The sequence below is a fragment of the Niabella sp. genome (genome assembly GCF_030150205.1).
GTDB lineage: Bacteria > Bacteroidota > Bacteroidia > Chitinophagales > Chitinophagaceae > Niabella.
The window spans coordinates 133,702-159,772 of the sequence record NZ_JASLGT010000002.1; the positions used below are offsets into that span (position 1 = coordinate 133,702).

A 26,071-nucleotide genomic window follows, 5' to 3' on the forward strand; every position below is an offset into this window, starting at 1 on the left:
AGGCGATGGAACGGGGCATAAAAAAAACCGCTTTGTTTCCAAAGCGGCTCAATTAGTCGTCATCTTGTAACAACCGGATGGTATTCGGCAAATAAATTCAAGAAACTACCAAACAGCAATTACTGAATCTCTTTTTCCATCAGGAGTTACAAGATGACATGCTCTTTATTTCCCCGTCATCATTTTCCTGAGGTTCAGCAGGCCATAGCGCATCCGGCCCAGTGCCGTATTGATACTGCATCCGGTCATGTCTGCTATTTCCTTAAAACTCAGGTTTGCAAAATGGCGCAGGATGATCACCTCGCGCTGCTCTTCCGGCAATTGCTCCAGCATATCCTGGGCCTTACCGATATTTTGTACGGTGATGATTTTTTCTTCAACGTTTTGCTCAGAGGAATTGATGGTATCCAATACCTCATGATCAACACTGTTCTTCGCAAACGGGATACGCTTCAGTTTTCTGAAGTAATCTACACAAAGATTGTGGGCAATACGCATCGCCCAGGGCAAAAACTTGCCTTCCTCTTTATACTTTCCGTTTTTTAATGTTTCGATGATCTTTATGAAAACATCCTGACAAATATCCTCAGCGTGATATTTATCTTTTACTAAAAACAGTACCGAACTGAACAATTTCTCCTGGTAACGATTCAACAAGGAATCCAATGCAGAAGTATGTCCTTTTGAAAATAAATTTATGAGCTCGTTATCAGTCTTCTTTAAATAAGTTATCATCCGTTGTTCAATTAACGCGGAAATTTTTGATTTCCGCCTTTTTTAGATTAAAACTTAGTTCAATAACCTCCGAATTTACCCATCTTTTACACTTTTTCTCTTTCCCGGGTAAACGAGTGTTGCGAAAATAGGCGTTTCAACGTTTACAGCCGGTGCTTTCCATCTATATTTTGCCCCCAAAATCTTCAAAATAATGTTAAAATTTTTTAACATTATTTGTAATATATTGATTATTAAAATTATACAAGGCTTACTGCCGTCAGTTGTATCGTGCTGCCAGGTCTGTTAAAATAGTGAGGGGTTTTAAAATCAGCCTGTTTTTTCAGGGATTTAAGAGCTAAATTTGTGCCCTCTAAAAAAAATAATCGGAATGGCGAAGGCAAAAACCGTGGAAAAGAAGGATGAAATCTTTGTGAAAGGCGCCCGGGTACATAACCTGAAAAATGTAACGGTGGGTTTTCCAAGGAATCAGTTTATTGTGGTAACAGGTGTGTCTGGATCGGGCAAATCTTCGCTTACCATCGACACTTTATATGCCGAAGGGCAGCGGCGTTATGCCGAAAGCCTGAGTGCCTATGCCCGCCAGTTCTTAAACCGGATGAATAAACCGGATGTGGATTACATTAAAAACCTTTGCCCGGCAATTGCTATCGAACAAAAGGTAATTACGCGTACACCCCGGAGTACGGTGGGTACCATGACGGAGATCTATGATTATCTCCGGTTGCTTTTTGCCAGGGCCGGTACCACCATCTCGCCGGTTTCGGGCAAGGAGGTGAAGAAAGACGATGTATCGGATGTAATTGCTGCTATTGAAAAACTGGAACCGGGGACTAAGGTGTTTGTACTGGTGGCCTTTAAATTACACTCGAACCGGAATGTACGGGAAGAGCTGAATATACTCCTGCAAAAGGGTTTTACCCGTGTAGCAGTGGGCGGGGGCGCACGTGCCGCGGACCTGGAAGTAATGGATATTGAAGACCTGCTGGAACAGGAGGATGCGGCGGTTGCAGGCTTGCTGGGTATATCAAAGACCGGGGCAAAAGCCAAAGCATCGCCGCAGGTATTTATATTGATCGACCGGATCATTGCACGGGAGCTGGATGAGGATGACCGCCACCGCCTGGGCGATTCGATTGGTACAGCATTTTACGAGGGCGAGGGCACTGTTTTTATACAAACCATCACTCCGGGAGGCAAGGCGCAGCTGCAGGATTTTAATAACCGCTTTGAACTGGATGGGATCGTATTTGAAGAGCCCAATCCCAATTTATTTTCGTTCAACAACCCGCTGGGTGCCTGTCCTACCTGTGAAGGTTTTAGCCTGGTGCTGGGTATTGATGCCGACCTGGTGATTCCTGATAAGCGGCTCAGCGTATTTGAAGGTGCCGTAGCCCCCTGGAAAGGTGAAAAGCTGGGCAAGTGGAAAGACCGGTTTATACGGGCTTCGGCAAAATATGATTTTCCCATTCACAAGCCGGTGGCCGATCTTACGAAAGAACAATATGAATTGTTGTGGAAGGGCAACAGTTCCGTATATGGCATCAATGACTTTTTTAAAGAGGTAGAGCAGAACCTGTATAAAGTGCAATACCGGGTGTTGCTGAGCCGCTATCGCGGACGCACTACCTGTCCGGATTGTAACGGGTACCGGTTGCGTAAGGAAGCACTCTATGTAAAAATAAATGATCAGCATATCGGGGAGCTGGGGGCAATGCCGGCCCGGGATCTGAAGGTATGGTTTGAAAAACTGAAGTTGCCGGCGCATAAGGCCGCCATTGCAAAACGGATATTGCTGGAAATATCCAACCGCCTGGATACCCTTTTGAAAGTGGGCCTGGGATATTTAACCATGAGCCGCGTAGCCAATACCCTGAGCGGCGGTGAAAGCCAGCGGATCCAGCTTACCCGGAGCCTGGGCAGTAACCTCACCAACTCGCTGTATATACTGGATGAGCCTTCAATCGGGCTGCATTCGCGTGATACGGATAACCTGATCAAAGTGCTGAAAGAACTGCGCGATCTGAATAATACGGTGGTGGTAGTAGAGCATGATGATATGGTGATGCGGCATGCCGATCATATTATTGATATGGGACCGCTTGCAGCACATCTGGGCGGAGAAGTGGTAGCAGCAGGTACGTATAAAGAATTGCTGAAAGATCCCGACAGTCTTACCGGTAAATACCTGAGCGGCACTTTTTCGATAGAGCCGCCGGCAACCATCCGTAAGTGGACGCGCTTTATAAAAGTAGAAGGGGCCCGGCATCACAACCTGAAAGATATTACCGTAACCTTCCCCTTAAACGTGCTGGCGGTGGTAAGCGGTGTCAGCGGCAGCGGAAAAACCACACTGGTAAAACAGATCCTGTACCCGGCCTTGCAAAAAATGAAAGGCGAGCCGGTGGTGTCTGGTGACAAAATAGGTTTTCATAAAGCGATTACCGGTGATGTAGACAGCGTGCAGCAGATAGAAATGGTAGATCAGAACCCCATTGGTAAATCATCGCGCAGCAACCCGGTAACCTATATAAAAGCCTATGATGAAATACGCGATCTGTTTGCCAAACAACCGCTCAGTAAAATGCGCGGTTTTCAGCCGAAGCATTTTTCATTTAATGTAGATGGTGGCCGCTGTGATACCTGTAAAGGGGAAGGCGAACAGGTAGTAGAAATGCAGTTTCTGGCGGATGTGCACCTGGTTTGCGAAAGCTGCGGCGGTAAACGCTTTAAAGAAGAAGTACTGGAAGTAAAGTACAAGGACAAAAGTATTCATGATGTGCTGGAGCTGAGTGTGGATGCATCGCTGGAATTTTTTAAAGATGAAAAGAAGATAAGGGAGGCGATACAGCCGCTGAGCGATGTGGGATTGGGGTATATAAAACTGGGACAGTCTTCAGATACACTTTCTGGTGGAGAAGCGCAGCGGGTAAAGCTGGCCTCTTTCCTGGGAAAGGGTAAAAGCAATCACAAGGTGCTTTTCATTTTTGATGAACCAACCACTGGTTTGCATTTTCATGATATTAAAAAGCTGCTGGCTTCTTTCAATGCATTGATTGAACAGGGACATACGATATTGGTGATCGAACACAATATCGACGTGATCAAAAGTGCCGACTGGTTGATTGAGCTGGGCCCTGAAGCCGGTGATGGCGGCGGGGAGCTGGTATACGAAGGCATTCCTTCCGGTATTAAGAAAGTAAAAAACAGTTATACGGGCAAGTATTTGTAAAAAGCGCATTACAGCTGATATGACAACGATGAGGCGTACGAGCTAATGAGCATTATAAATACCGCTGTTTGGCACTCCGGTCTTCTATGTTTTCCCAATGCCAGCATTTATAACCTGTATGCTTTTGTCTGGTTATCTAAACAATGACGTAACTTTCCGTGCAATATGAAAAGAATACATACCACACCCAACAAATGGGCCTTACTTTTCATGCTTGGTCTGGCCTGTAACAGCCCCCAGCAGGAAGGGAACCCCATCATTACCACCGACTCAGCCGGTAAACAGGAAAACCATATAATGATACCGGCGGGTGGCTGTTATGCCGGCCAAAGCGGCCGGGACTCCTTCTTTCTTAAGGCGGAGGTTTTTCCCAATGTAGTAACGGGTACGCTTTCGTATCATTTTTATGAGAAGGATAAAAACCAGGGAACCATCGAAGGGCGGTTGAACGGCGATACCCTGATCGCTGATTATACCTTTGTTTCGGAAGGGAAAAGTTCTGTACGCCAGGTGGCCTTCCTGCTAAAGGACAGTACCGCAACAGAGGGCCATGGTGCCATGGAAGAAAAAGAGGGAAAGCTGTTGTTTCGCAATAAGGATAGTATCCTTTTTAATGAGGGAATACAGCTACACAAAGTGCCTTGCGGTGCCCAATAGATTGCCGTCTGTTACAGTAATCACCCTTAGCCATCCTTCCTTTAGAACGCACCGCTGCATAAAAAGCCATGCGTTCCCGCGGATATTTAATTTTCCGGTTCCCGGATCTGTAACGGCTGGTACAATACGCCCAAGCCTCCGGTCAGGTTGATGCCCTGCACCAGGATCATATAATTACCCGTGCTTTCTGATGTATAAAACGAAACCCTGGCCTCGCCCTTCTGGTTGGTAATGATCTCCGGGTTCCAGTAAACCGTAGTGCGCATGTCGGGCATGATGGTTTTTTCATCTGGCGAGGTATAGCGCGGACTGTAAAATTGCCGGGCAATAACGGGTACTACCGGCCGGTACAGGTACATGCCGGGTGTTTTCTTTAAGAATGGTCCCGATCCCGTGCGGGTTGTAATTTCAATAAAGGAGTAATCAGTACCAGCCGGGCCTGAGCTCATCATTTCTCCTGTACTCAGGTAACGGGACCGGTAAGATGCGTTGTGCCGGGGATGGTTCATCACTTCAATGCCCCGGATGTCTTCTGCCGAAAAATATTTCAGGTAGGAATCCAAAAAAAGCAGGTAATCATTCAGCCCGCCACCACTGGGCTCGTAAAAGAAATTCAAATCGGTTCCGTCAATAATGAACCGGACCATGTTGCTATTGATCATATACATTTGCCGCATACTTCTGGGGGGAGAACCCATGCGGAATCCTTTCACCTGTTTATACAATACATCCAGCAGGGTAACCTTGGGTGTTTTTTCCAGGACCTTTTCATTGATCACCTGGTCTGCACCGCCGCCTGGATTCAGGTTCTTGGAGCCGGTGATGCCGGCATTGGTTTTTACCACCACTTCATCCAGGTATTCCCCGTTTTTTTTAATCAGCTTCCGGATGGCGACCTGCTTGTTTACAAACTGGGCCGTTGCCGTATCAAGCAGGATATTCTGGTGTTCAAATGCGGATGCAGTACCGGTGTATGGAGGGTAAACAGGCTCGTTTACTTCCAGCCCTATGTTAAAGGCCTTGCCTTTTTTATTAACGCCTCTGATCACCATGCTCACACTGTCGCTGATAAAGTAGGGAAAGTGATCCAGGGTGAAAATACCTTTTTGGTTGGTTATGGTATCCAGCGCAAACATACCGGCTTTCCCGATGGTGCCAAAAGCGGTTACGTTGGTATTGGCGAACGGCTTATTAAAGATATTGGTGGCTTTACCGGTGATCTTAAATTCGTGTTCCCGTTCAAATTTGAAATTTTGTGCCGTCCAATCGTAATGCACCCATCCCTGGGTAAGCATTAATGCCTCTACGGCCTGAGGCGGAGGATCTTGAAAATAGTAATACGGTTCTTCAATGGCTCCCTTAAGATCGGAGCTCAGCAACATATAACTGATGATGTTCTCCGAAAGTTTGTTGATCTGAATCTGGCTGGTGTCGATGACCGCAAGCGAAAAACTTCCCGAAGCAGGTTGTTGTTTCCCGTTGTTTACCGTAAGCAAAAGCGATACACTGTCTTTCGTACTGTACACCTGCTTGTTGGAAGTAAGTGCAAGCTGAAGCGGATCCTTGTGCCAGATAAAAACGGCCCGTTCGTTTACCGGGCGCATCAGGCTATCGTAAAGTACCAGCCGGGTAATGCCGGATGGCGGCATGCTTTTAGCAATTGAAACGCGATGAAGCGCTCCGGAAAGGGTTAGGGGGCCTTTGGCAAAACAAATGCCGCCGGCGGTGGCTGTAAAAAAATATTTCCTGCCATAAAGATCCGGGGTGCTGCTGATGATGACCCGGAAACTATCCGCCACAGGATCGTTGATCACCTGCAGCAAGGTCCCCGACGATTGCGGGTCCGGAAGTTTTACCGGCTGGCCGTTTTCGGGAAAGGCCGTGTAATGGCCTCCTGCCCGGGGGGTAAAGGCTACTACACCCATCCCTTTATGGATGGAAGTAAAGGTGGCTACCTCTTTCCCCTGTTCGTTCCGGATGACGCCCTTTACATCGATCCCTTTTCCGTATACGTTCAGGGCTTTAAATCCCAGTAACTGGGGTTTGTCTGCAATAAAGCTGCCGCCTTCCGGTAAAAACTGAAGATCCATTGAAGCAGATCCGGTGGTTTTAACAGGTATCTGTAATTTCAGGTCTTCTTTATCCGCCAGCTCTATGACCAGGTTGCGGTTTTCCAGGTCTTCTTTGAGCAGGGTATCGATCGTCAGGTTGCCTTCGGCATCGGTTTCCGCCTGCAACCGGAGCAGGTTCCGGTTCTTAGCCCGCAGTTTTACCGATATCTTTTTCCGGGCGATGGGCATCAGGCTGTTGGTGGTAAGCGCAGCGGAAAAGGAAATGCGGTTGCCGGAATACGATACCTTCCGGATACGTGCATTCCATTCTCCGGCAACCGGGTTAATAATCGTAAAGTGACTTTCATAAAACAGCGAGTCGCCAAAATTGCGCATCCAGTTGGTATAAGCCCGCAGTACATAGGTGCCCTGTGGAAAATCGTCCGGATTGAGGGCGATGTTGCTTTGAAAACGTCCCCAGTAGCAGGGAGCTGCCGTTCTTTTAACGACTTCATTGGTAGCGTCGATCACTTCTATATAGGCAATACCCGTACTGTCTGTAATGGAATAGTCATTGGCCCCCAGGATATAGCCCTTTATCCAGATGGTATCTTTTACCTTGTAAAAGGGACGGTCGTAATGCACAAACAGCTTCTCCCGTGGTGTATTATTGTTGACAGCGTCGTTCGCCGCTATTTTTTTGTTAAGGGCCGCAAAAGGCTGGCTGAATCCGGCTAAAGACAAACCCAGGATCAGGCAGAGCAAGGCCAGGCCTTTCCTGTAGGGATACCGGCCGGAGCGCCGCTGGTTTTCCAATTCGTTCAATGTGTTCATCTGCATAAAAAGATAGTCTGATATTATTTGCTCAGGGATATTGTTGTGCCCGGCTGGTTTGAAAACCGGTCCATAGTTCCTGTACAATGTCTGCTGCCGGCTGAACCGATCTGATGGCTGCAGCAACCTGTCCGATTTCGAGTTCACCATTTTCAAGGTCTCCTTCGAACATGCCTTTTTTGGCCCGTCCCCGTCCCAGCAGTTCCAGCAGCGCTGCCGGAGCGGCCCCGGCCAGCTCCAGTGCTTTTGCCTGCCGGTAAAAATCATTTTTTAACAGGCGCACCGGCATCAATTGTTTTAAGGAGAGCTCGGTATCACCTTCCCCCGCGTTTACGATCATTGTTTTAAAATCGGCATGACAGGAGGCTTCTTCGCTGGCGGCAAACCGGCTACCGACCTGTACACCTTCCGCGCCAAGCGCAAAAGCTGCCAGCATTTGTTTACCTGTTGCAATGCCACCGGCTGCAATTACCGGTATCTGTACCGCCTCCGTTACCAACGGGATCAATACCATCGACGTGGTTTCTTCGCGGCCATTATGCCCGCCGGCTTCAAAGCCTTCGGCCACCACCGCGTTGCAGCCCGCTTCCTGTGCCTTTAATGCAAACTTGCTGCTGCTTACCACGTGCACTACGATTATGCCCGCTTCTTTTAAAATGCCTGTCCAGGTTTTAGGATTACCGGCGCTGGTGAAAACAACCGGAACTTTTTCTTCGATAATGATCCGTATATGCGCTTCCAGGTCCGGATACAATAAAGGCAGGTTAACGCCAAAGGTATGCGGTGTGGCTGTCTTGCATTTCTGGATATGTGTTTTTAACACATCGGGGTACATGGAACCGGCACCAATCAACCCAAGTCCACCGGCATTGCTGACCGCACTTGCAAGGCGCCAGCCGCTGGTCCATACCATGCCCGCCTGGATAATGGGATAGGTAATGCGGAATAGTGCTGTAATGCGGTTTTGAAACAACGGTGGTCATTTACGAGTTAAAGCCTGAAATTGGAAGCGAAATGCTGCATTCATCATGTTTAATGCTTCATGCTGATGAAGATACGAAGATATTCTTTCGCTTTTAACGGATTCATAAAAATGGACGGATAACATTCTTACCCTTTTCGGAAGTCCGTTTCAACCGCAGGGTGCGCGAGGAGTCTGCGAGGGGCACGATGAGAACAGGAAGGTGGATTGTGCCACAAACGCCTGGCGGGCCTTGCGAAAAAACCTTGCGTTCCTGGCGGTTTTATGTATAACCGCAATGTACGCAAAGCATCCGCAAGGGACGCAACGGGATTATTGGGTCAAATGTCCTGGCGCCTTGCAAAATGTTATGCGCCCTGTACTGCTTTTATTGCAGCTGGCAGCTAAATACTAAATAAAGGCGCATAAAAAACCGGCTGCGCAGCAAAAATAAGGAACGCTGCACCGGCCGGTAGCTTTTATAAAAACAGTATGTGCCGCTTAAAAGGAACTGGCATTTAACCGCCCGCCGGTAACACATTTACCCGCGAGGGAAGGCGTTAGGGTTGTTGTAGAGAGTATTGCATTTTTAATAGCGGCCGCCGTGGATCCGGGGTGTGTAGATGCGTATAAGGCAACGGCTCCCGTAACGTGCGGCGTAGCCATAGAAGTTCCACTGTAAGACGCATAACCCGAACCGATCTTACCTTTTTTGAGACTTACCGGCACGGTCGAGTAAATAGAGGCTCCGGGAGCGCCTAAGTCTACTGTTGTACTTCCATAATTGGAGAAGCTGGCCAATGCGCCGGTGCTGGTAATAGCTGCTACGGCAATAATATTGGTATTGGGGTAACTGGCCGGGTAGCTGGGATTGGCATCATTGTTACTGCTGGCATTTCCGGCTGCGGCTATAAACAGGATACCCGCATTATTGGCACGCTCAATAGCATCCTGTAGGGCCTGCGAAAAACCACCACCACCCCATGAATTATTGGTGGCCACTATGTTCAGTCCCTGGCTCAGTTTTAAATTGGTAAAATAATCGATCGCTTTTATGGCATTGGCCGTAGTACCGCCATTGGTACCCAGGAACTTGCCACTGAGGAGTTTTACGTTCCAGCAAACGCCGGCCACACCCTTGCCATTGCCGCCCACGGCTCCAATGGTACCGGCTACATGGGTGCCATGATCATCGCTGGTGCCATCAAACACCGAATTGTTATTGCCTACAAAATCCCAGCCATATACGTCGTCAATATATCCGTTGTGGTCATCGTCGATACCATTGCCGGGAATTTCCCCGGGGTTTACACCCGCATTGGCCTGAAGGTCTTCATGCATGTACATATATCCCTCGTCAATGATACCAATGTATACAGTTGCTGAGCCCGTATGCCCGGAAGCCCATGCCGCGGATGCCTGGCTGCCGTAACTGTTAGCAGGTGTAGTGGAGGACGCATACATGCCCCACAGGTAGCCATTTAAAAAATAGGGATCGTTGGACACTGCAAAATGCTGGTACGTATAGTTGGGCTCTGCATATTCCACTTCGGGAAGCCCTTTTAGTTTTTCAATGGCAGCCATCGTACCACCTCCTGCTTCCAGCAGGGAAACCCCTTCTTTATGACCCAGCTTTGTCATGAGCTTTGTTAATATTTTTTCCTTCAGATGCCCGTTGATCTTATTCAGGATCTCCGTTTTCCTGGCGGGCAGGATATCATCTTTAAATTTTACCAGCACCTCATTGGGCTCGTAACCGGTGCTGATGCTTAGGGCCAGCTTTTGAGCGTCGCCCTGGTTTTGTGCGGTTACTGATAATTGCGGATCAGGGTCGTAATGCTTCTGGCAACCACAAAAAAGAATGCTTAACGTTGCTACAATGGCAACAAATGCGTATATCGGTTTCATTGGGGGGATTGTTTTGCGTTTAGAAAATTGGTTGATTAAAAATACCGTATCTAATTTACGACATTCTCTTTGTTTTTTTCGGGAAGGGGCATCGCTGCTTTCAGCGATTGCCGGAAAAAAATCGCCAGTGAATTTGACAATTTAGCCGAAGTTTGCACTGGAAATATGGATAAAAAGAAGGTCTGGAATGTTTTAAAACCGGTACTAAAAGTAGCCTTTACTGTTCTGGCCCTGTGGCTGGTGTATACCAAGGTGGATCTGACTGCGGTGCAGCGTCTGTGGAAGGAAGCCGATAGCTGGTGGCTGATCCCTGCTGTAGCCGCCTTTATCGCCTGCCAGGTGGTAACCTCCTTCCGGTTGCTTTATTTTTTCAGGAACATCGGGTTGCCGATTCCAGTTCGATATAACCTGCGGTTGTACCTGCTGGGGATGTTTTATAACCTGTTTCTTCCAAGTGGTTTGGGCGGAGACGGGTATAAGATCATCGTGTTAAAGCAGCGGTACGATACCACACATAAAGAAGTTTTTTCGGCAGTTTTTTTCGACCGGCTGGCCGGGTTATGGGGGCTGGGGTTCCTGGTTTCCTGTTTTAGCCTGGCAATGCCGGAAGTAAGGCAATACAGCGGCTGGATCCTGCTGGGCTTCGGAGGCGGAACGGCGATTTACTATTGGGTGCTGCGCCGTTATTTTACCCGTGTCAGCCGTCACTTTTTTATAACCCACTTACTGGCTATTTGCACACAATCGCTTCAGCTGGCTACGGTGGCATTCATACTGGCGGCACTGGGCTGCAAAACCAGTTACTGGCCTTATTTCGCTATCTTTCTTTTATCCTCGCTGGCCTCGTTATTCCCCTTTAGCGTGGGCGGACTGGGCGCCCGGGAAGTGGTTATTGTATGGGGGGCTGGTATCTTTGGGTTGGATAAAGACCTGGCCGTATCCGTAAGCTTAAGCTTTTATCTGATTACGATGATGATGGCGCTGTCTGCCATCTTTATCCTGTTCGGACGGGAGCGAAAAAAAATAACGCCACCGGCTGCGGACCCTGCCAGGGAGCATTAAATTAATTTTGGATTATATGAACAGGAGGAAAGGAACCTGGGCGCTGAGCTATTACGGAACATTTTTATACCGCATCCTGCTGGTATTGTTTTTGTTTTTTATCTGCCGTTTTCTCTTTTATATATTGAATACCGCCCTGTTCCCCGGCATCGGTTTACATGACTGGATCATGATCCTTACGGGCGGGTTGCGGTTTGATGTGGCAGCCATGTTGTATTTCAATTGCCTGCTTATTTTTTTAATGACTGTACCGCTGCCATATTCATTACGCATTCATAAGCGGTTTCAGCGGGTACAGCAATGGGTGTTCTATATTACAAACGGAATTGCGCTTTTATTGAATTGCATTGATTTTATCTATTACCGGTTTACATTAAGAAGGACGACCACCAGCGTGTTTAGCGAATTTTCACACGAACAGAATAAATCCGGCCTGGCATTTAATTTCCTGATCGATTACTGGTACGTGGTGCTTATCTTTATCGGGCTGATCGGTTTAATGGTGTTCCTCTACCGCCGGGTAACCATCAGGGAGCGGCAGGCTCCGGTACGGAAAGCCGTTTATTTCACAAAGGCATCGCTGATCTTTGTATTGAGTGTGGTGCTGGCCATTGGAGGTATCCGGGGCGGATTCCGGCATAGCACCCGTCCCATTACCGTAGGCGATGCCGGCGCCTATGTAAAACGGTCGCACGAGGTATACCTGGTGTTAAACACGCCGTTTGTTTTTATACGCATGATGGGCGTAAAACCGCTGCGCGAGGTGCATTATTTTTCAGACAAAGAGGTGGAGCAGATCTATTCGCCGCTGCATACCCCTGCTGCGGATTCTATCCCGTTTGCGAAGAAGAATGTGGTCATTATTATCCTCGAAAGTTTTGGCAAAGAGTCGGTAGGGTTCTATAACAAAGATCTTGATAATGGTACTTATACAGGATTTACACCCTTCCTGGATTCGCTGGCTTCGGTAAGTAAGATCTACTGGAATTCGTTTGCCAATGGAAGAAAATCGATCGATGCCATACCTTCTGTTCTTTCCAGTATCCCCAGCGGATTGGATCCGTTTGTGCTAACGCCCTATGTGTCTGATAGTACGAAAAGCCTGCCTAAACTACTGGCAGGAGAGGGCTACCACACTTCCTTTTTTCATGGCGCGCCTAATGGTTCGATGGGTTTTCTATCCTATAGCAAAATGATCGGTATTGAACATTATTTTGGTAAAACAGAATATAACAACGATGCGGACTATGATGGCATCTGGGGTATTTGGGACGAGCCTTTTTTCCAGTTCTTTGAGCAAAAGCTGAATGGTTTTCCGCAACCTTTTTTCTCAAGTATCTTTTCGGTTTCTTCGCATCATCCGTTTAAAGTGCCGCAGCAATACGAAGGAAAATTTAAAAAAGGCCCCTTGCCGGTTATGGAATGCATCGGGTATACCGATATGGCCTTGCAACGTTTTTTTGCAAAGGCCCGGCAACAGCCCTGGTTTGGGAATACGCTTTTTGTGATCACCGCCGACCATGCCACCGTATCCTATCATCCGGAATATCAGAATGCCTGGGGTGATATCGCCATTCCCATTCTTTTATATGCACCGGGAGATAGCAGCTTTCGTGGCATTGATCCGGGTGTAATTCAGCAGCTGGATATTATGCCTACGGTATTGGGATACCTGCATTATAACAAACCCTACCTGGCTTTTGGAGAGAACGTACTGCAACGAAAAACGCCTGGCTTTACCTATCAATATGCTGGTGACCATCGCTGGATCGAAGGCAACCAGTTATTGTTTTTTGATGGAAAAAAAGCTACCGGCTTATATGATTTTAAAAAGGACCGGTTGATGAAAACCAATTTGCTGCAGGATTCCATAAAGCAAGCCGCTGCAATGGAACAACGGGTTAAGGCATTTATTCAGCAATACAATAACCGGCTGATCCGTAACCAGCTGATCGCGCCGGGGGGATAGTTTTTGTTTCAGGTTTCAGGTTTAAAGTTGGAACCGTTTTATACTCGATGATTTATTGGCTATTTACTGGTGCTCTTGCCGGGGGGACATGCAGACTGGGGGACCGGGAAACTGATAGCTGAAGGCTAAATGCTAAATGCTAAAAGCTTATCCTCTAACGTCTATAGAATATCGATCGAAAGGAAGTGCACGAAGCAGGAACGGATCGTCATTTCCACATTTTCACATTTCCACATTTCCACATTTTCATATTTTCAAATTCTCAAATTATTCCCCATTAACCTTGATCTGATAAAAATTGCTGGCAAAGTTTCCGGTGATATAATCGTTTACAAATGAAAACAGCAACCGGTATTTCCCGGCCTGCGGAGGCGCCTTAACGGGAATGGTCAGTTGAATGCTTTCGCCGGGCTGCAGGGTTTGTTGCGGAAGGGCAAAGCTGGTATCCGCATTAATAAAATTATACTTCTCAATTAAAAATGCGTAATCCAGGCGCAGCTTTGGTTCCAGCTCCTGGGCCTGGCTGCTTTTATTGGTAATGGTTAGTGGTATTTGTTGCAGGCTCCCCGCTTTCATTTCTTTGGTGGGATCCGGTACAGAGATGCGCAGCCCGTTCAGACTATGGTATTTCGGAAGCGGCAGCAGTCTGCCTGTATTATAGGCACTCTCAACTGCAATGCCGGTACCCGGCTTCAGGTCCGGACTTTGTGTATAGTAATACACATCCCTGCCGTTTAAAAACTGGTCATTGGTAATATTAAAATTGGTTTTGCGATAGCCCTTGTCATTATAGCCCGTTGTTTGTACATCCGGATGGTAAAATTTATAAAGCGAAGGCAATGCATAGGAGTTGGAAAAAACGACCGGGGTGCCGTTGGCCTTTTGATAAACAGTGTTTGCCCATACCCGGGCGTAAGAAAACGACCGGAAATGTTGAATGCTGTTTGCCGGTCCGTTGGGGATCAGGAACAGGATCCGGGCCAGTAATATAAGCCCGATATTGGCATAAGCTATTTTTAAAAACAGGCTCCGGAACTTTTCGGTTCCGTTTACGATCAATGATAAGAACAACGCTACATAAGATATGCCCGCGATCATCGTCCAGTGTGGCTCTACCGTGTTTTTGAATGAAGAGAACAGGAAAAAAATGAGGGTGCCCGCAAACATAAACAGATGGCCTCGCATCAATGCATCCCGGATCTTCAGTTTGAAAATAGTGGCATAGAATAACAGGGATATCAGGGGCCCCCAGATAAGGATCTGTCCCAGCAGGTAATCGGTGGTGTAGTTGACCTGGTATTTTTTTGCAATACGTTCAATTAAATGAAAACGTACCGTTGGCCAGTCATTGATATATTGCCAATAGAGATGTGGCAAAAAAAGCAGGGCCACCAGCAACACGATCAACCAGAAATATTTACTGGCCAATAACCGCAGGTTCGATAATACCACAAATCCTACTAACAGGATGCCATGATATTTACTATAAAACATCCCGGTAATGGCAATGGCCAGCCAGAGGCTGTTATTAAAATTGCGTTGCAGCAGGAAATGTTTGTACTTCAGAAAAAACAGTGCTGCAAAAAAGAAGAGCGCCGCATCCGGAGTGGTAATGAAGGCGTATACATTAAATACAAGCGTAGCTGCGTAAAGCAGGATAAACCACCGGATCTTTTGAAGCTGATCCGGAAGTCCCTTATAAATAAGCGGTATTGAAAATGTAGATAACAGGATGGTTCCAAGCCGTGTAAAGAACGGGCTATGTCCCAGGAATTCGCCCAGCCGGATGAACAGTGTTACCATTGGCGGATGATCAAAATATCCCCATTGCAGATGCTGCGACAACATCCAGTAATAGGCCTCATCTCCGTCGATACCCAGGAAGACCGCCTGCAGGCCGTTGATCAAAAACCATAAGAGCATAAACCCCGCAAGGAGCCTGTTTTCACTGTTCATATATCGGGTAAAACCTGTGCTGCCGGAGGAAAAAGAGGAAACGGTATCTGTATGTGCAGGCATAATAAGGATGTCTGTTTACACGAAAGTACTAAATCTGCGCGAAGCGTTTCTTATGAGAATATTATGTTGTGGGCGTGCAGCTGAAATGCATAGGTTTGAAGGGGGAAGGTGTATGGTGAGAAGTGGGTAGTGAGAAGTGTCCCCGTTTTCATACCGGTGTATCTATTGCCCATTGCCTGCATGCTATTCCCTACTGATAGTTGAATGCTGAGCACTAAAAGCTGAACACCGTTTGACGATCCGTTTTCAACGCTTAAGGTTCCAGCATCTTTGCAGCGAATGACTTCCTGGTCATTAAAACAGCACCTGCACAAGTATACTGAAAAAGAATCCTGGCGCATCCTGGCGTCTCCGCGCCTTCGCGGTAAATAATTCGGCCCCGCAATCCTAATGACTATATCCCAACGAAATGCTGACGCCGATAATCACCATTACAATCAGCGTAATGATCACATACAGGTAATCTTTTTCAATCAGGAATGAAAAGAAGGATAATACCAGCCGCAGGGCCGGGGTTAGAAAAAGCAGGACGATTCCCAAAAATATAATCGCCGTGCCACTGTCTTCCTTAACGCCGGCGATCATTTCATCAACCAGCTGGCCAATGCTTTTATCGCGTTCAGTAAAGTGATCATAGTGAATGGTTTCCTGGCCATGCTTTAACAGGTAAATAACACCGCCGATTGCCCCTATGCTGAGGGCCAGCCATACGCCATAACGAAGCAGGTTGCCTATAATGGTTTGCAATGTTTTATCTGTAAACCGGTTTTTCTGTGTCATCGATTTAAATTTTTCCGGCAATACCGTGATAGATCATATTAACTGCCAGCAAAAGGATAACGACCGCAAAAAACAGGCGGAGCTTTTTGGGGTTTGAGCGGATAAGGATCCTGGATCCGGCGAGCGAGCCAAAAAGCACGCCGATCATGGTAGGCATACAAATACCCGGCTGTACATATCCTTTTTGTAAATAGATCACCGTACTGGCAATGGCCGTTACGCCCATCATAAAATTGCTGGTAGTGGTAGACACCTTAAATGGAATGCGCATGATATTGTCCATGGCAATTACTTTAAAAGCACCGGACCCGATGCCCAGCAGGCCAGACATCATGCCGGCGATACCCATCATACCAAAGCCGCCCAGCACATTCCTGGTGCCATACCGGATTGGTTGTCCATTGGTATCGGGGTAGCTGCCATCCAGCCTTAATTTCCGGGCAAGCGGACTGCTTTGCGCTAAAACCTGTTCCTCTTTTTTCCGCAGGGAGTTGATAGAGGAAAAGATCAGGGTGAGCCCGAACAGCACAGCGATAAATGAACCGGGGGCAATCGTAGAAATGAGTGCCCCGCAAACGGCACCGGTGGTAGTGGCAATTTCAAGAAAGATCCCCAGCCGCATATTGGTAATACCCTCCCGCACATAGGCGGCGGCCGACCCGGAAGAAGTGGCAATCACTGAAACCAGGGCCGCGCCAACGGCATAATGAATATCAACGCCCAGTCCGATAGTGAGCAGGGGAATAATGATGATGCCGCCTCCAAGTCCGGATAATGAACCAATCAACCCAGCCATAAAGGCCCCGATTAACATGATCAATGTAAATGCAAGTATGGTCATTTGAAAAAGATCAGTGAACGAATGTTCCGAAGGTAGGAAGAAATCGCTTAGGGACTATTGATGGGCGGCCAGCCTTATGACCTTTGATACATATACAAAAAAAATGGGGTTAACTAACCCCATTTACTTCTACTTCCTTATTAATTTTCTGGATCAGGCCCTGTAACACCTTGCCGGGACCAGCTTCCGTAAACCGCGTGGCACCGTTGGTGATCATGGCCTGTATGCTTTGGGTCCATCGCACTGCACCGGTGAGCTGGGCGATGAGGTTCTCTTTTATTTCTTCTTTATCCATAACCGGTTTGGCTACTACATTCTGGTAGATGGGACAAACCGGCTGATGAAAAGCGGTTTTCTCAATGGCTTCCTGCAGTTCTTTTCGTGCGGGCTCCATTAAGGGCGAGTGAAATGCGCCACCAACCGGCAAAACCAATGCACGCTTGGCACCGGCCGCTTTCATCCGCTCTACCGCAATTTCAATTCCTTTGGTGGTGCCGCTAATTACCAGCTGCCCGGGGCAATTGTAATTAGCTGCCACAACGATCTCCCCGGTTTCTTCCTGGATGGCCTTGCAGATTGCTTCTACGGTTTCATCCGGAAGATTCAACACAGCGGCCATGGTAGAAGGTTGCAGTTCGCAGGCATGCTGCATGGCATTGGCGCGTACGGATACCAGCTGCAGGGCATCTTCAAATGCCAGCACATTATTGGCTACCAATGCAGAAAATTCACCCAGGGAATGGCCGGCTACCATATCGGGCCGGTTGTTCTCCATTACTTTATAGGCTACGATGGAATGTAAAAAAACAGCAGGCTGTGTTACCCTGGTTTCCTTCAGTTCCTCTGCAGTTCCTGTAAACATGATATCGGAAATACGGAATCCTAAGAGCTCATTGCCCTGCTCAAACAATTTCTTTGCGAATGCGTTGTTTTCATAATGCTCTTTTCCCATCCCGGTAAACTGAGATCCTTGTCCGGGAAATACCACTGCCTGTTTCATATTCACTTATTTATTTTGGTTCGTTTTCTTTAACTTAATCTTGCGCTGATGAGTTTTAAAAATTCGCTCCGGGTAGAGTTCTTTTGAAACTCACCGTCGAATGCAGATGTAGTGGTTTCTGAATTTTGTTTTTGAACGCCCCGCATCATCATACACAGGTGTTTTGCTTCAATGACCACCGCAACACCCAGCGGGTTTAATGTTTCTTTGATCGCATTCATGATCTGTACCGTAAGGCGTTCCTGTACCTGCAGGCGGTGCGAATAAACATCAACCACCCGTGCGATCTTGCTGAGGCCGGTGATCCAGCCATTGGGAATATATGCCACATGCGCTCTTCCAAAAAAAGGAAGCATATGATGCTCGCAAAGACTGTACAGCTCAATATCCTTTACAATGATCATTTCGCTTACATCTTCATGAAATTTTGCAGAGTTAATGATCTCATGCGCATCCATATTATAGCCCTGTGTTAACACCTGCATGGCCTTGGCTACGCGCTCCGGTGTTTTTATAAGACCTTCCCGCTCCGGATCTTCTCCCAGCTGGGCAATTACCTGTTTGTAATGCTGGGTGAGCGCATCTGTTACCTGTTCATTATATATATCTTCTTTTTTATAAGCCATAGTTGCGGGTAATTTAAAGTGACGGGTACTCCACAAAGTTTTTTGGTGTTTCATACAGGCGAATCATCAGGTCATGATCGCTTTGAATATGTGGCCGCAGGATATTGTAGATCACAATTGCAATATTCTCTGCAGTTGGGTTTGTATGCTTAAATTCATCGGTATCCAGATTCAGGTTCCGGTGATCGAATTTTTCAATCACATTTTTTGCAACCAGTTCACTCAGCACCTTCAGGTCCATTACAAAGCCGGTTTGCGGATCTACTTCTCCGGTTATCTTTATTTCCAGTTCATAGTTATGACCGTGATAATGCGGCAGGGAACACTTGCCAAAAACCCGTTCATTGGTTGCGTCATCCCAGGCTGGGTTAAAGAGCCGGTGTGCTGCGTTAAAATGCTCCTTCCTGAAAACAGATACTTTCATGCTGGACAAATGGTACCTACAAACTTAACCAAAATACTCCACATAAATCCGTGGGGTTTCATACAGTTTTATGCAGTGGAGCAATACACCCTGGGGTAAATGCGGTGTAAGTTCCTTCCAGATGGCAATAGCCAGGTTTTCTGTACTGCACAATTTTCCTTTCATAAAATCAACGTCCTCATTCAGATTCCGGTGATCGAGTTTTTCAATGATATGATCTTTAATGATCTCGCTCAATTTTTTTACATCGTACACAAAGCCGGTGTCCGGATCGGGTTCTCCCTTTACAGTGATGTATAGTTCGTAGTTATGCCCATGCCAGTTTTTATTGGCACATTTACCAAAAACCTGCTCATTTTGCGCTTCGGTCCATGCTGGATTAAAGAGCTTGTGCGCGGCATTAAAGTGTTCAATTCTTGTGAGATATACCATATTTGATGAATAAGTAAGCCGGTATTTTTTCCGGCTTTGAAGCGGGTTATATACGAAAAAGAAACCTGCTTCAAAAAAATCAGACTGCAAAGGTAACATTTCCCTCAATTATAAAAATGCCCGAACTTTGCCGGGCAGCACATTTTTGTGAAGATTAGGGTGTAGGGGCGTTAAAACCGGGCGCCGGGAAACAGGAATAAAGCATATGTACAAGAAAATTTTATTGGTGGCAGCTACGGAGCTGGAATTAAATCCGTTAAGTCGTTTTCTAAAAGAGCGGAAAGACGTTGATGTGCTGATTGGGGGTATTGGCAGCTTGAGTACAGCGTATCGGCTAACACGGCAACTGGCCCGGGAGCCGTACGAGCTGGTGTTGCAGGCGGGTATTGGCGGCAGTTTGGTGAACCACTACGCGCCGGGAACGGTGGTAGCCGTTGATCGTGAGTGTTTAGGCGACCTGGGCGTGGTAGAAGCCGGCCGGCGAAAATCGGTTTTTGACCTGCAGCTGGCGAATGCGGATGCGGCTCCGTTTACAGGAGGATGGCTTCAAAACCCGCATAGCCGGTTGCTGAAACTTACCGGGCTGGATGCCGCAACAGGCGTTACGATTAATGAAATTACCACGGCAGCGGATACCATCCGGCATTTTAAAGAGCAGCTGGGCGCCGAAGTAGAATCGATGGAAGGCGCAGCCTTGCATTATGTGGCTATCATGGAAAACGTACCTTTTCTACAGATAAGAGCCGTGTCTAATTATGTAGGCGAAAGAGATAAAACGAAATGGGCATTGAAAGCCTCGGTTTCGAACCTGGCCGAACATACGGAACGGCTATTGACGTTATTTACTTCCTGAACAACCGAACTTTTTCAGGCGTTTTCCTGTTGTAAAAAATTAATAAGAAGCATATATGAAACTGAAACTGGGATTTTCACCCTGTCCGAATGATACCTTTATTTTTGATGCCCTGGTAAATGGAAAGATCGATACAGAGGGGATTGAATTTGAAGCCGTGCTGGAAGATGTGGAAACGCTGAACCGCTGGGCGCTTGAGGACAGGCTGGATATAACCAAGCTGAGTTTTCCTGCCTATTTTAAGACAAAAGATCGGTATGCCTTGTTAAATGCCGGCAGTGCATTGGGAAAAGGAGTGGGTCCCCTGCTGGTAAGCCGCGGGCAACAATCTTTTCCGGAAGCTGCCATCAATGATGCCACGGTCGTATTGCCCGGGGTGAATACGACGGCGCATTTGCTGTTTAGCTTTGCTTATCCGGATGCACATCATAAATCATTTGGAGTATTTCATGAAATAGAGGATGCGGTAGTAAAGGGCACTGCAGACCTGGGCGTAATCATTCATGAGAACCGGTTTACCTACCAGGATAAGGGACTGGCGAAGGTGACAGACCTGGGTGAATACTGGGAGCAGACCATGAAGGTACCCATCCCCCTGGGGGGCATTGTGATAAAAAGATCGCTGGGCGCTGCGCTTTTTAACCAGGTGAATGCACTGATCCGTAAGAGCCTTCAATATGCGTTTGACCGCTATCCCGAAGTGTCTGCCTATGTAAAAGCCCATGCGCAGGCGATGAGCGAAGAGGTGATGCGTAAACACATCGATCTGTATGTAAATAATTATAGTTTAGATCTGGGCAGCGAGGGCCGGGCTGCGGTGGATACGTTAGCGGCGATTCATAGCCGCTTGCATACGAATGCGTAAAGGTCGTTCAGCACAGATTAGCGGAGATACCATTGCTGCAGCGAAAGGCAGCCATTACCGGCTGTATTAAACGTAATATTCAGACTATGTACCAACTTTAATGATCGGTACCATTACCGGGAAAAGAGCCGTTGCTGATGGCGGGAAAGCAAAATGGCTGTTTGATCGCTGGCATAGGTTTTTCCGTTGAACTCCGCTACCTTCCGGATGCCCCGGAGTGCATTGGTCAAAAATAGCTCATCGGCTTCTTTTAATTGTTCCAGGGTACAGGATCGCTCCGTGATGCCTGGTTCTGTAGCCAGCAGGTACGATCGAAACACGCCTTCCACGCAGCCATCCGTAACTGGTGGTGTAAACAGGTTTCCGTTTTTGATCCAGAACAGGTTAGAGATGGCTGTTTCTATCACCTGGTGTTTTGTATTTTGAATTACGCAATCATCCCATCCCTGCCGGATGCAAAACTGTGCGGCCCGGCTGTAAATAAAACCGCTGGCCAGCTTCAGTGACGAAAAGCCATGGGCTTCCTTTTGCAGTTCATCATAAATGCCAAGCTTTAGCCCCTCGCCGGAAACCGGTGCTGTAAACGGATGCGCTTCAATGAGGTAATGAACCTGTGAAGGGTCAAAAAGTCCGCCGTTCCCGTTTGAGAAAGACAGGCGCACCCGGGCTCCGGTGGTGCATTGATTCCGTTCACAAAGCTCCAGCAATTGTTCATAGAGTTGTGTGGCCGTTACACCTGCTGCAAAAGAATAGCCCAGCAGTGCCATGCTTCGTTGAATTCTGTGCTGGTGAAGCTCCCAGAGTGGCACCTGTGAATGATGGACCCGGAGCGTTTCAAAAAAACCATCCCCGTAGCGGTAGCTCTTATTTGCAGCATCAATGGCAGGTGCTGCGGCATCTGCAAAAATGCCATTGGAACATAGATAGTGTGTCATTGTAAATTGCGTATGCGGCCTGTTTTAACGCCTGGAACCCTTTGCGGGCGCCGGTGCTGCTGCCGGGGCTTGCGGATGCGTAGAGTCTGCGGCATTTGGGGGCTCCGCTTGTTTGATCCGTTTTTGCTGTGCGTTGATAGAATCCAGCATTGCTACAAATACATCGGGCTTGCGCTGGTAATATTCAAGGCTTTTCTCAAACTCTTTTTTAGAGATCTTATGCAGGGCAAATATTTGTTTTAATACCTGCTGGTTCACTACCGCGCGGTTCAGATCGGGATAGCGATAGTATACATATCCGTTTACAAATTCACCGCCCTGCGCAATATCCCATAAAACGGCCTGCATTTTATCCTGTGGTAAAACATCTTTAGGGCGCCCCAATCCGCAGGCCGCTAATGTTAAACTCCATACCAGTAGTAATGGTAATATTTTCTTCATATTGTTGTGCCCGTTTTTACAATAGTATCAATGATGTCCTGTGCTACAGCCGTTTTTGTTTTGGATGCAAAACTGACCTTTTCACCTGTTTTTGAATAAATGGTTACCTTATTGGTATCGGCACCAAAAGCAGCGCCATCGTTTAATGAATTCAGCACGATATAGTCCGCATTCTTTTTATGCAGCTTTTCCAGGGCGTGTGCTTCCTCGTTATTGGTTTCCAGCGCAAAGCCCAGGAGGATCTGGTGGCCGGTTTTTACGGCACCCAGGGAGGCCAGGATGTCCCGGGTCTTTACCAGGGTTAATTCGAGCCCGTTCTCCTGTTTTTTTATTTTGGTGTCGCTGATGGTGGCTGGCCGGTAATCGGCAACAGCGGCGGCCATCAGGGCGATATCGGCCGAAGGGAAATGATCGGTGCATGCCTGGTACATTTCTTCTGCGGATACCACTTTTATAACCGTGATGCCTGAAAGGGCCTGCTGTAAAATAGACGGAGCCGGCCCCAGTACCAACACAACATCTGCACCACGCCGCCGGCATTCCATTGCCAGGGCATAGCCCATTTTTCCTGAGGAGTGATTACCAATAAAACGTACCGGATCCAGTGCCTCCTGTGTAGGGCCTGCCGTTACCAGTACTTTTTTGCCTTCCAGGTCCTTACCCCGGGCCTGTTCAAAAAAGGCGGCTATTTGTGTAAGGATCGTTTCCGGTTCTTCCATCCGGCCTTCGCCGGTTAGCCCGCTGGCCAGTTCGCCATAACGGGGCATAAGTACGATATGCCCGAATGTTTTCAGCTGTTCGATATTTTTTTGAGTGGCAGGATGGCGCCACATATCGTCATCCATTGCCGGCGATACCATCACGGGACAGGTGGCGGAGAGGTATACCGAAAGCAGCAGGTTATCGCAATGGCCCTGTGCCATTTTTGCCAGAGTATTGCAACTCAGCGGTGCTATCAGCAACAGGTCGGCCCACCGTCCCAGTGCTACATGGTTGGCCCAGGTATTGCCGGATGCAATGTCGATAAGGACTTCGTTTTTTGAAAGGGTAGACAGGGTAAGGGGCGATACAAAGTCGCGGGCAGCGGGTGTCATGATCACTTTTACAATGGCCTGTTGCTTTACCAGCAGCCGCACAAGGTGAACGATCTTGTAGGCTGCAATGCTGCCGCTGATCCCGATGGCTATTTTCTTCCCTGCTAACATGCATCAAAAATAAGCCATCGTTTCGGAATACAAATGCAATAAAATGATAAGACTGTCTTTCATGGTTCAGGTTCACTACAGGAAGGCGCAGGGGCGGGAGGTGGAATGACCATGCCATCATGCAATGGCGGGTTACGGCATAAAAAAGCCACAACTGAAGAACAGTTGTGGCGGGTATTGAAATACATGCACGCTTAGCTGAACAATTCGTCTTCAGCTTTGCGGTAGTAAATTTTATCATCAAGGAACTCCTGGGTAGCCAGCAGGGCCGGGTTCGGCATTCTTTCGTATGCCTTGGAGATCTCTATCTGTTCTTTATTTTCATGGATCTCTTCCAGCGTATCGGTGTGGCTGGCAAATTCATCCAGTTTATTATGCAATTCTTCCTTTATGGAAATATTGATCTGGTTGGCCCTTTTGCTAACAATGGCAATAGATTCATATATATTGCCGGTTTTATTTTTTATCTCCTGCAGGCTTTTGGTTTCTACGCTACTGGGAGTACCAACACTAAGATGCCTTCTTAATTTGCTCATTATTACTAAATTTTTGAATTTGAGATTGTGACATCGCCATATATTTTTCAATATCGGCTTTGTATTTACTTTCGGGAAAACGATCGATGAACTCTTTACATTCATCCATCACTTCCTTAAAACGTTCAGGTTTTTTATCGATGATGCTGTTTTCAGCAAAAAGGTAAAATGATTTTACGGACATCATTTTATACTCATCTGCTAACTGGGACTCCGGAAAATTTTCCAGAAGCGCCGCAAAACTTACGCCCGCAGCCCGGTAATATCCCATATCATAATAAAGCTTTGCACTTTTATAATCTTTTATTTCCAGTTTGCTTCTCAGCTCATCCAGGATCCGGTTGGCTTCAGGCAGCCGTACAGAGTTGGGATGGGTGTTAATGAAGGTCTGCATCGCTCCAATAGCCTTAAAGGTAGTGCTTTGATCCAGTTCCGCTTTGGGCGATTGTTTGTAAAAATTATAGGCCCGCATGTACTCCATTTCCTCATATTTCGGACTGTTGGGAAAGCTTTCCATGAAGGTTTTGAAATAATTTTCGGCCATAGCATAATCACGCTGATAATAAGCGGAATACGCGTACTTATAATAAATGTCCTGGAACTGTGGCGTTGTTTTATAATAAGGCAGAATATCTTCATAGATCATCTGTGCCTTATTGTACTTCTTTTTAGCATAAAAAGCGTCTGCCATTTTCAATTTGTAGGCAGCATCCTTACTTTTCAAAATCTTGTTCATGCCCGGCCCGCAGGACGACATTAAAAATAAGGCGGAAATGATGACGAAAAACCTCATAAAGTTTGCAAAGTTAACTATAACCATGCAAATATTAATAAAAACCTTAGCTACCCAAAAAATGAGTCGTTAAGCTTTTGATAAAGAGAAGTTTGTTGGCTTATTTGGTACCGGAACCGGCCAAAAACTGGTCCAGGGCGGTGATCATGCTGGGTGTTTTGGGTAAAGGAGCCACAATTTGGGGTTTTAAACCCGCTTTTATGGCTGCCTCCTTTGTATTATCACCAAAAGTACCGATTACGACCTCCTGCTGCTTAAAGTCGGGGAAATTGTCAAACCAGCTTTTTACGCCGCTGGGTGTAAAGAAGCAGAGTACATCAAACTTTTTGTTGCCCAGCGATTTTTTTATGTCATTGCTTTTTGTGCGGTACATAAATGCCAGGTCAAAAGAACAGTCATGCTGTTTTAACCAGCTGATAATTTCGTTATCCTGCTGATTTTCAGAGCATACATATAAAAAGTTGAGGTTCTCTTTATGTTTATTGATCACATCCAGCAGGCTTTTATTACTGCCGTCTGTGCCATAAAATACCTTTCTTTTACGGTAGAGGATGAATTTTTGCAGGTAGAGTGCTACCGCTTCCGTAATGCAAAAATATTTGGTGTCCTGCGATACATTGATCTTCATTTCCTCACAGGTCCTGAAAAAGTGATCAATGGCATTGCGGCTGGTAAAGATCACGCCTGAATAAGTGGGGATGCTGATCTTTTGACGTCTGAAATCTTTTCCGGAGATCGGCTCCAGCATGATCAGGGTCTCAAAATCCAGCGTAACACCATGTTTTTTTTCAAGGTCGAAATAGGGGGATTTTTCGCTCTTTGGTCTTGGCTGGCTGATGAGTATATGCTGCACTTTTCCAGCTTCAGGCTTCGCCACGGGTTTTGTTGCTACGTTACTTGACATTAAAATTC

General features: G+C 47.0%; 23 protein-coding genes. 6 read left to right on the forward strand and 17 right to left on the reverse strand.

Going from position 1 to position 26,071, the window contains the following annotated elements:
- Window positions 1-165: 165 nt before the first annotated feature.
- On the reverse strand, window positions 166-735 hold the full coding sequence (locus Q1V85_RS01160; RefSeq protein WP_300596575.1) for an RNA polymerase sigma factor: 570 nt from the start codon (window positions 733-735) through the stop codon (window positions 166-168).
- A 370-nt stretch (window positions 736-1,105) separates the two neighbouring features.
- On the opposite strand from Q1V85_RS01160, the gene uvrA reads away from it, so the two are divergent.
- Together uvrA and Q1V85_RS01170 are read left to right on the forward strand one after the other, a co-directional pair.
- Window positions 1,106-3,967, forward strand: a complete 2,862-nt coding sequence (gene uvrA, locus Q1V85_RS01165) for an excinuclease ABC subunit UvrA (protein WP_300596577.1) — start codon at window positions 1,106-1,108, stop codon at window positions 3,965-3,967.
- A 165-nt stretch (window positions 3,968-4,132) separates the two neighbouring features.
- Complete coding sequence (locus Q1V85_RS01170) at window positions 4,133-4,624, forward strand: hypothetical protein (RefSeq protein ID WP_300596579.1); 492 nt, start codon at window positions 4,133-4,135, stop codon at window positions 4,622-4,624.
- Window positions 4,625-4,710: 86 nt separating this feature from the next.
- Here Q1V85_RS01170 and Q1V85_RS01175 read toward each other — a convergent pair whose 3' ends face one another.
- The 3 genes from Q1V85_RS01175 to Q1V85_RS01185 all read right to left on the reverse strand — a co-directional run bounded on the left by Q1V85_RS01175 (window position 4,711) and on the right by Q1V85_RS01185 (window position 10,378).
- The gene (locus tag Q1V85_RS01175) at window positions 4,711-7,515 is read right to left on the reverse strand and encodes a Plug domain-containing protein (RefSeq protein ID WP_300596581.1); all 2,805 of its coding nucleotides are present in this window, start codon (window positions 7,513-7,515) and stop codon (window positions 4,711-4,713) included.
- 25 nt (window positions 7,516-7,540) lie between these two features.
- Window positions 7,541-8,482, reverse strand: coding sequence for a nitronate monooxygenase (locus Q1V85_RS01180; RefSeq protein WP_300596583.1), 942 nt, complete (start codon window positions 8,480-8,482; stop codon window positions 7,541-7,543).
- A 489-nt stretch (window positions 8,483-8,971) separates the two neighbouring features.
- A complete protein-coding gene (locus Q1V85_RS01185) occupies window positions 8,972-10,378 on the reverse strand; it encodes a S8 family peptidase (RefSeq protein WP_300596585.1) in 1,407 nt (468 codons plus the stop codon).
- A 165-nt stretch (window positions 10,379-10,543) separates the two neighbouring features.
- On the opposite strand from Q1V85_RS01185, the gene Q1V85_RS01190 reads away from it, so the two are divergent.
- Both Q1V85_RS01190 and Q1V85_RS01195 read left to right on the forward strand, forming a co-directional pair.
- On the forward strand, window positions 10,544-11,440 hold the full coding sequence (locus Q1V85_RS01190; protein ID WP_300596587.1) for a lysylphosphatidylglycerol synthase transmembrane domain-containing protein: 897 nt from the start codon (window positions 10,544-10,546) through the stop codon (window positions 11,438-11,440).
- A gap of 16 nt (window positions 11,441-11,456) precedes the next feature.
- Window positions 11,457-13,409: an LTA synthase family protein gene (locus Q1V85_RS01195; protein ID WP_300596589.1), complete on the forward strand. Its 1,953-nt coding sequence runs from the start codon at window positions 11,457-11,459 to the stop codon at window positions 13,407-13,409.
- Window positions 13,410-13,676: 267 nt separating this feature from the next.
- On the opposite strand, the gene Q1V85_RS01200 is transcribed toward Q1V85_RS01195, so the two are convergent.
- The 7 genes from Q1V85_RS01200 to Q1V85_RS01230 all read right to left on the reverse strand — a co-directional run bounded on the left by Q1V85_RS01200 (window position 13,677) and on the right by Q1V85_RS01230 (window position 19,531).
- Window positions 13,677-15,428, reverse strand: a complete 1,752-nt coding sequence (locus Q1V85_RS01200; RefSeq protein WP_300596591.1) for a glycosyltransferase family 39 protein — start codon at window positions 15,426-15,428, stop codon at window positions 13,677-13,679.
- A gap of 387 nt (window positions 15,429-15,815) precedes the next feature.
- Window positions 15,816-16,208 carry a DUF1634 domain-containing protein gene (locus tag Q1V85_RS01205; protein WP_300596593.1) on the reverse strand — a complete coding sequence of 131 codons (393 nt, stop codon included), beginning with the start codon at window positions 16,206-16,208 and terminating at the stop codon, window positions 15,816-15,818.
- 4 nt (window positions 16,209-16,212) lie between these two features.
- Window positions 16,213-17,049, reverse strand: coding sequence for a sulfite exporter TauE/SafE family protein (locus Q1V85_RS01210; RefSeq protein WP_300596595.1), 837 nt, complete (start codon window positions 17,047-17,049; stop codon window positions 16,213-16,215).
- Between the two features lie 109 nt (window positions 17,050-17,158).
- On the reverse strand, window positions 17,159-18,049 hold the full coding sequence (fabD, locus tag Q1V85_RS01215) for an ACP S-malonyltransferase (protein WP_300596597.1): 891 nt from the start codon (window positions 18,047-18,049) through the stop codon (window positions 17,159-17,161).
- Window positions 18,050-18,078: 29 nt separating this feature from the next.
- Window positions 18,079-18,675, reverse strand: a complete 597-nt coding sequence (folE, locus tag Q1V85_RS01220; RefSeq protein WP_300596599.1) for a GTP cyclohydrolase I FolE — start codon at window positions 18,673-18,675, stop codon at window positions 18,079-18,081.
- A 13-nt stretch (window positions 18,676-18,688) separates the two neighbouring features.
- On the reverse strand, window positions 18,689-19,099 hold the full coding sequence (locus tag Q1V85_RS01225; protein ID WP_300596601.1) for a 6-carboxytetrahydropterin synthase: 411 nt from the start codon (window positions 19,097-19,099) through the stop codon (window positions 18,689-18,691).
- Between the two features lie 24 nt (window positions 19,100-19,123).
- On the reverse strand, window positions 19,124-19,531 hold the full coding sequence (locus Q1V85_RS01230) for a 6-carboxytetrahydropterin synthase (protein ID WP_300597127.1): 408 nt from the start codon (window positions 19,529-19,531) through the stop codon (window positions 19,124-19,126).
- Window positions 19,532-19,736: 205 nt separating this feature from the next.
- Between Q1V85_RS01230 and mqnB the strand changes: the two genes are divergently transcribed.
- Complete coding sequence (gene mqnB / locus Q1V85_RS01235; protein ID WP_300596603.1) at window positions 19,737-20,384, forward strand: futalosine hydrolase; 648 nt, start codon at window positions 19,737-19,739, stop codon at window positions 20,382-20,384.
- Between the two features lie 55 nt (window positions 20,385-20,439).
- Complete coding sequence (locus Q1V85_RS01240; protein WP_300596605.1) at window positions 20,440-21,249, forward strand: 1,4-dihydroxy-6-naphthoate synthase; 810 nt, start codon at window positions 20,440-20,442, stop codon at window positions 21,247-21,249.
- Window positions 21,250-21,362: 113 nt separating this feature from the next.
- On the opposite strand, the gene Q1V85_RS01245 is transcribed toward Q1V85_RS01240, so the two are convergent.
- The 6 genes from Q1V85_RS01245 to Q1V85_RS01270 all read right to left on the reverse strand — a co-directional run bounded on the left by Q1V85_RS01245 (window position 21,363) and on the right by Q1V85_RS01270 (window position 26,063).
- The gene (locus Q1V85_RS01245) at window positions 21,363-22,184 is read right to left on the reverse strand and encodes an aminotransferase class IV (RefSeq protein WP_300596607.1); all 822 of its coding nucleotides are present in this window, start codon (window positions 22,182-22,184) and stop codon (window positions 21,363-21,365) included.
- A gap of 24 nt (window positions 22,185-22,208) precedes the next feature.
- Window positions 22,209-22,625: a DUF4296 domain-containing protein gene (locus Q1V85_RS01250; protein WP_300596609.1), complete on the reverse strand. Its 417-nt coding sequence runs from the start codon at window positions 22,623-22,625 to the stop codon at window positions 22,209-22,211.
- The gene (gene coaBC / locus Q1V85_RS01255) at window positions 22,622-23,830 is read right to left on the reverse strand and encodes a bifunctional phosphopantothenoylcysteine decarboxylase/phosphopantothenate--cysteine ligase CoaBC (RefSeq protein WP_300596611.1); all 1,209 of its coding nucleotides are present in this window, start codon (window positions 23,828-23,830) and stop codon (window positions 22,622-22,624) included. Before coaBC ends, Q1V85_RS01250 begins: the two co-directional genes overlap by 4 nt.
- A gap of 194 nt (window positions 23,831-24,024) precedes the next feature.
- Window positions 24,025-24,366 carry a DNA-directed RNA polymerase subunit omega gene (locus tag Q1V85_RS01260; protein ID WP_090393568.1) on the reverse strand — a complete coding sequence of 114 codons (342 nt, stop codon included), beginning with the start codon at window positions 24,364-24,366 and terminating at the stop codon, window positions 24,025-24,027.
- Entirely contained in the window at window positions 24,341-25,159 is an 819-nt protein-coding gene (gene bamD, locus Q1V85_RS01265; RefSeq protein ID WP_300596615.1) for an outer membrane protein assembly factor BamD, read from the reverse strand. The genes Q1V85_RS01260 and bamD overlap by 26 nt, the downstream gene beginning before the upstream one ends.
- Before the next feature lie 100 nt (window positions 25,160-25,259).
- The gene (locus tag Q1V85_RS01270; RefSeq protein WP_300596617.1) at window positions 25,260-26,063 is read right to left on the reverse strand and encodes a uroporphyrinogen-III synthase; all 804 of its coding nucleotides are present in this window, start codon (window positions 26,061-26,063) and stop codon (window positions 25,260-25,262) included.
- Window positions 26,064-26,071 lie beyond the last annotated feature (8 nt).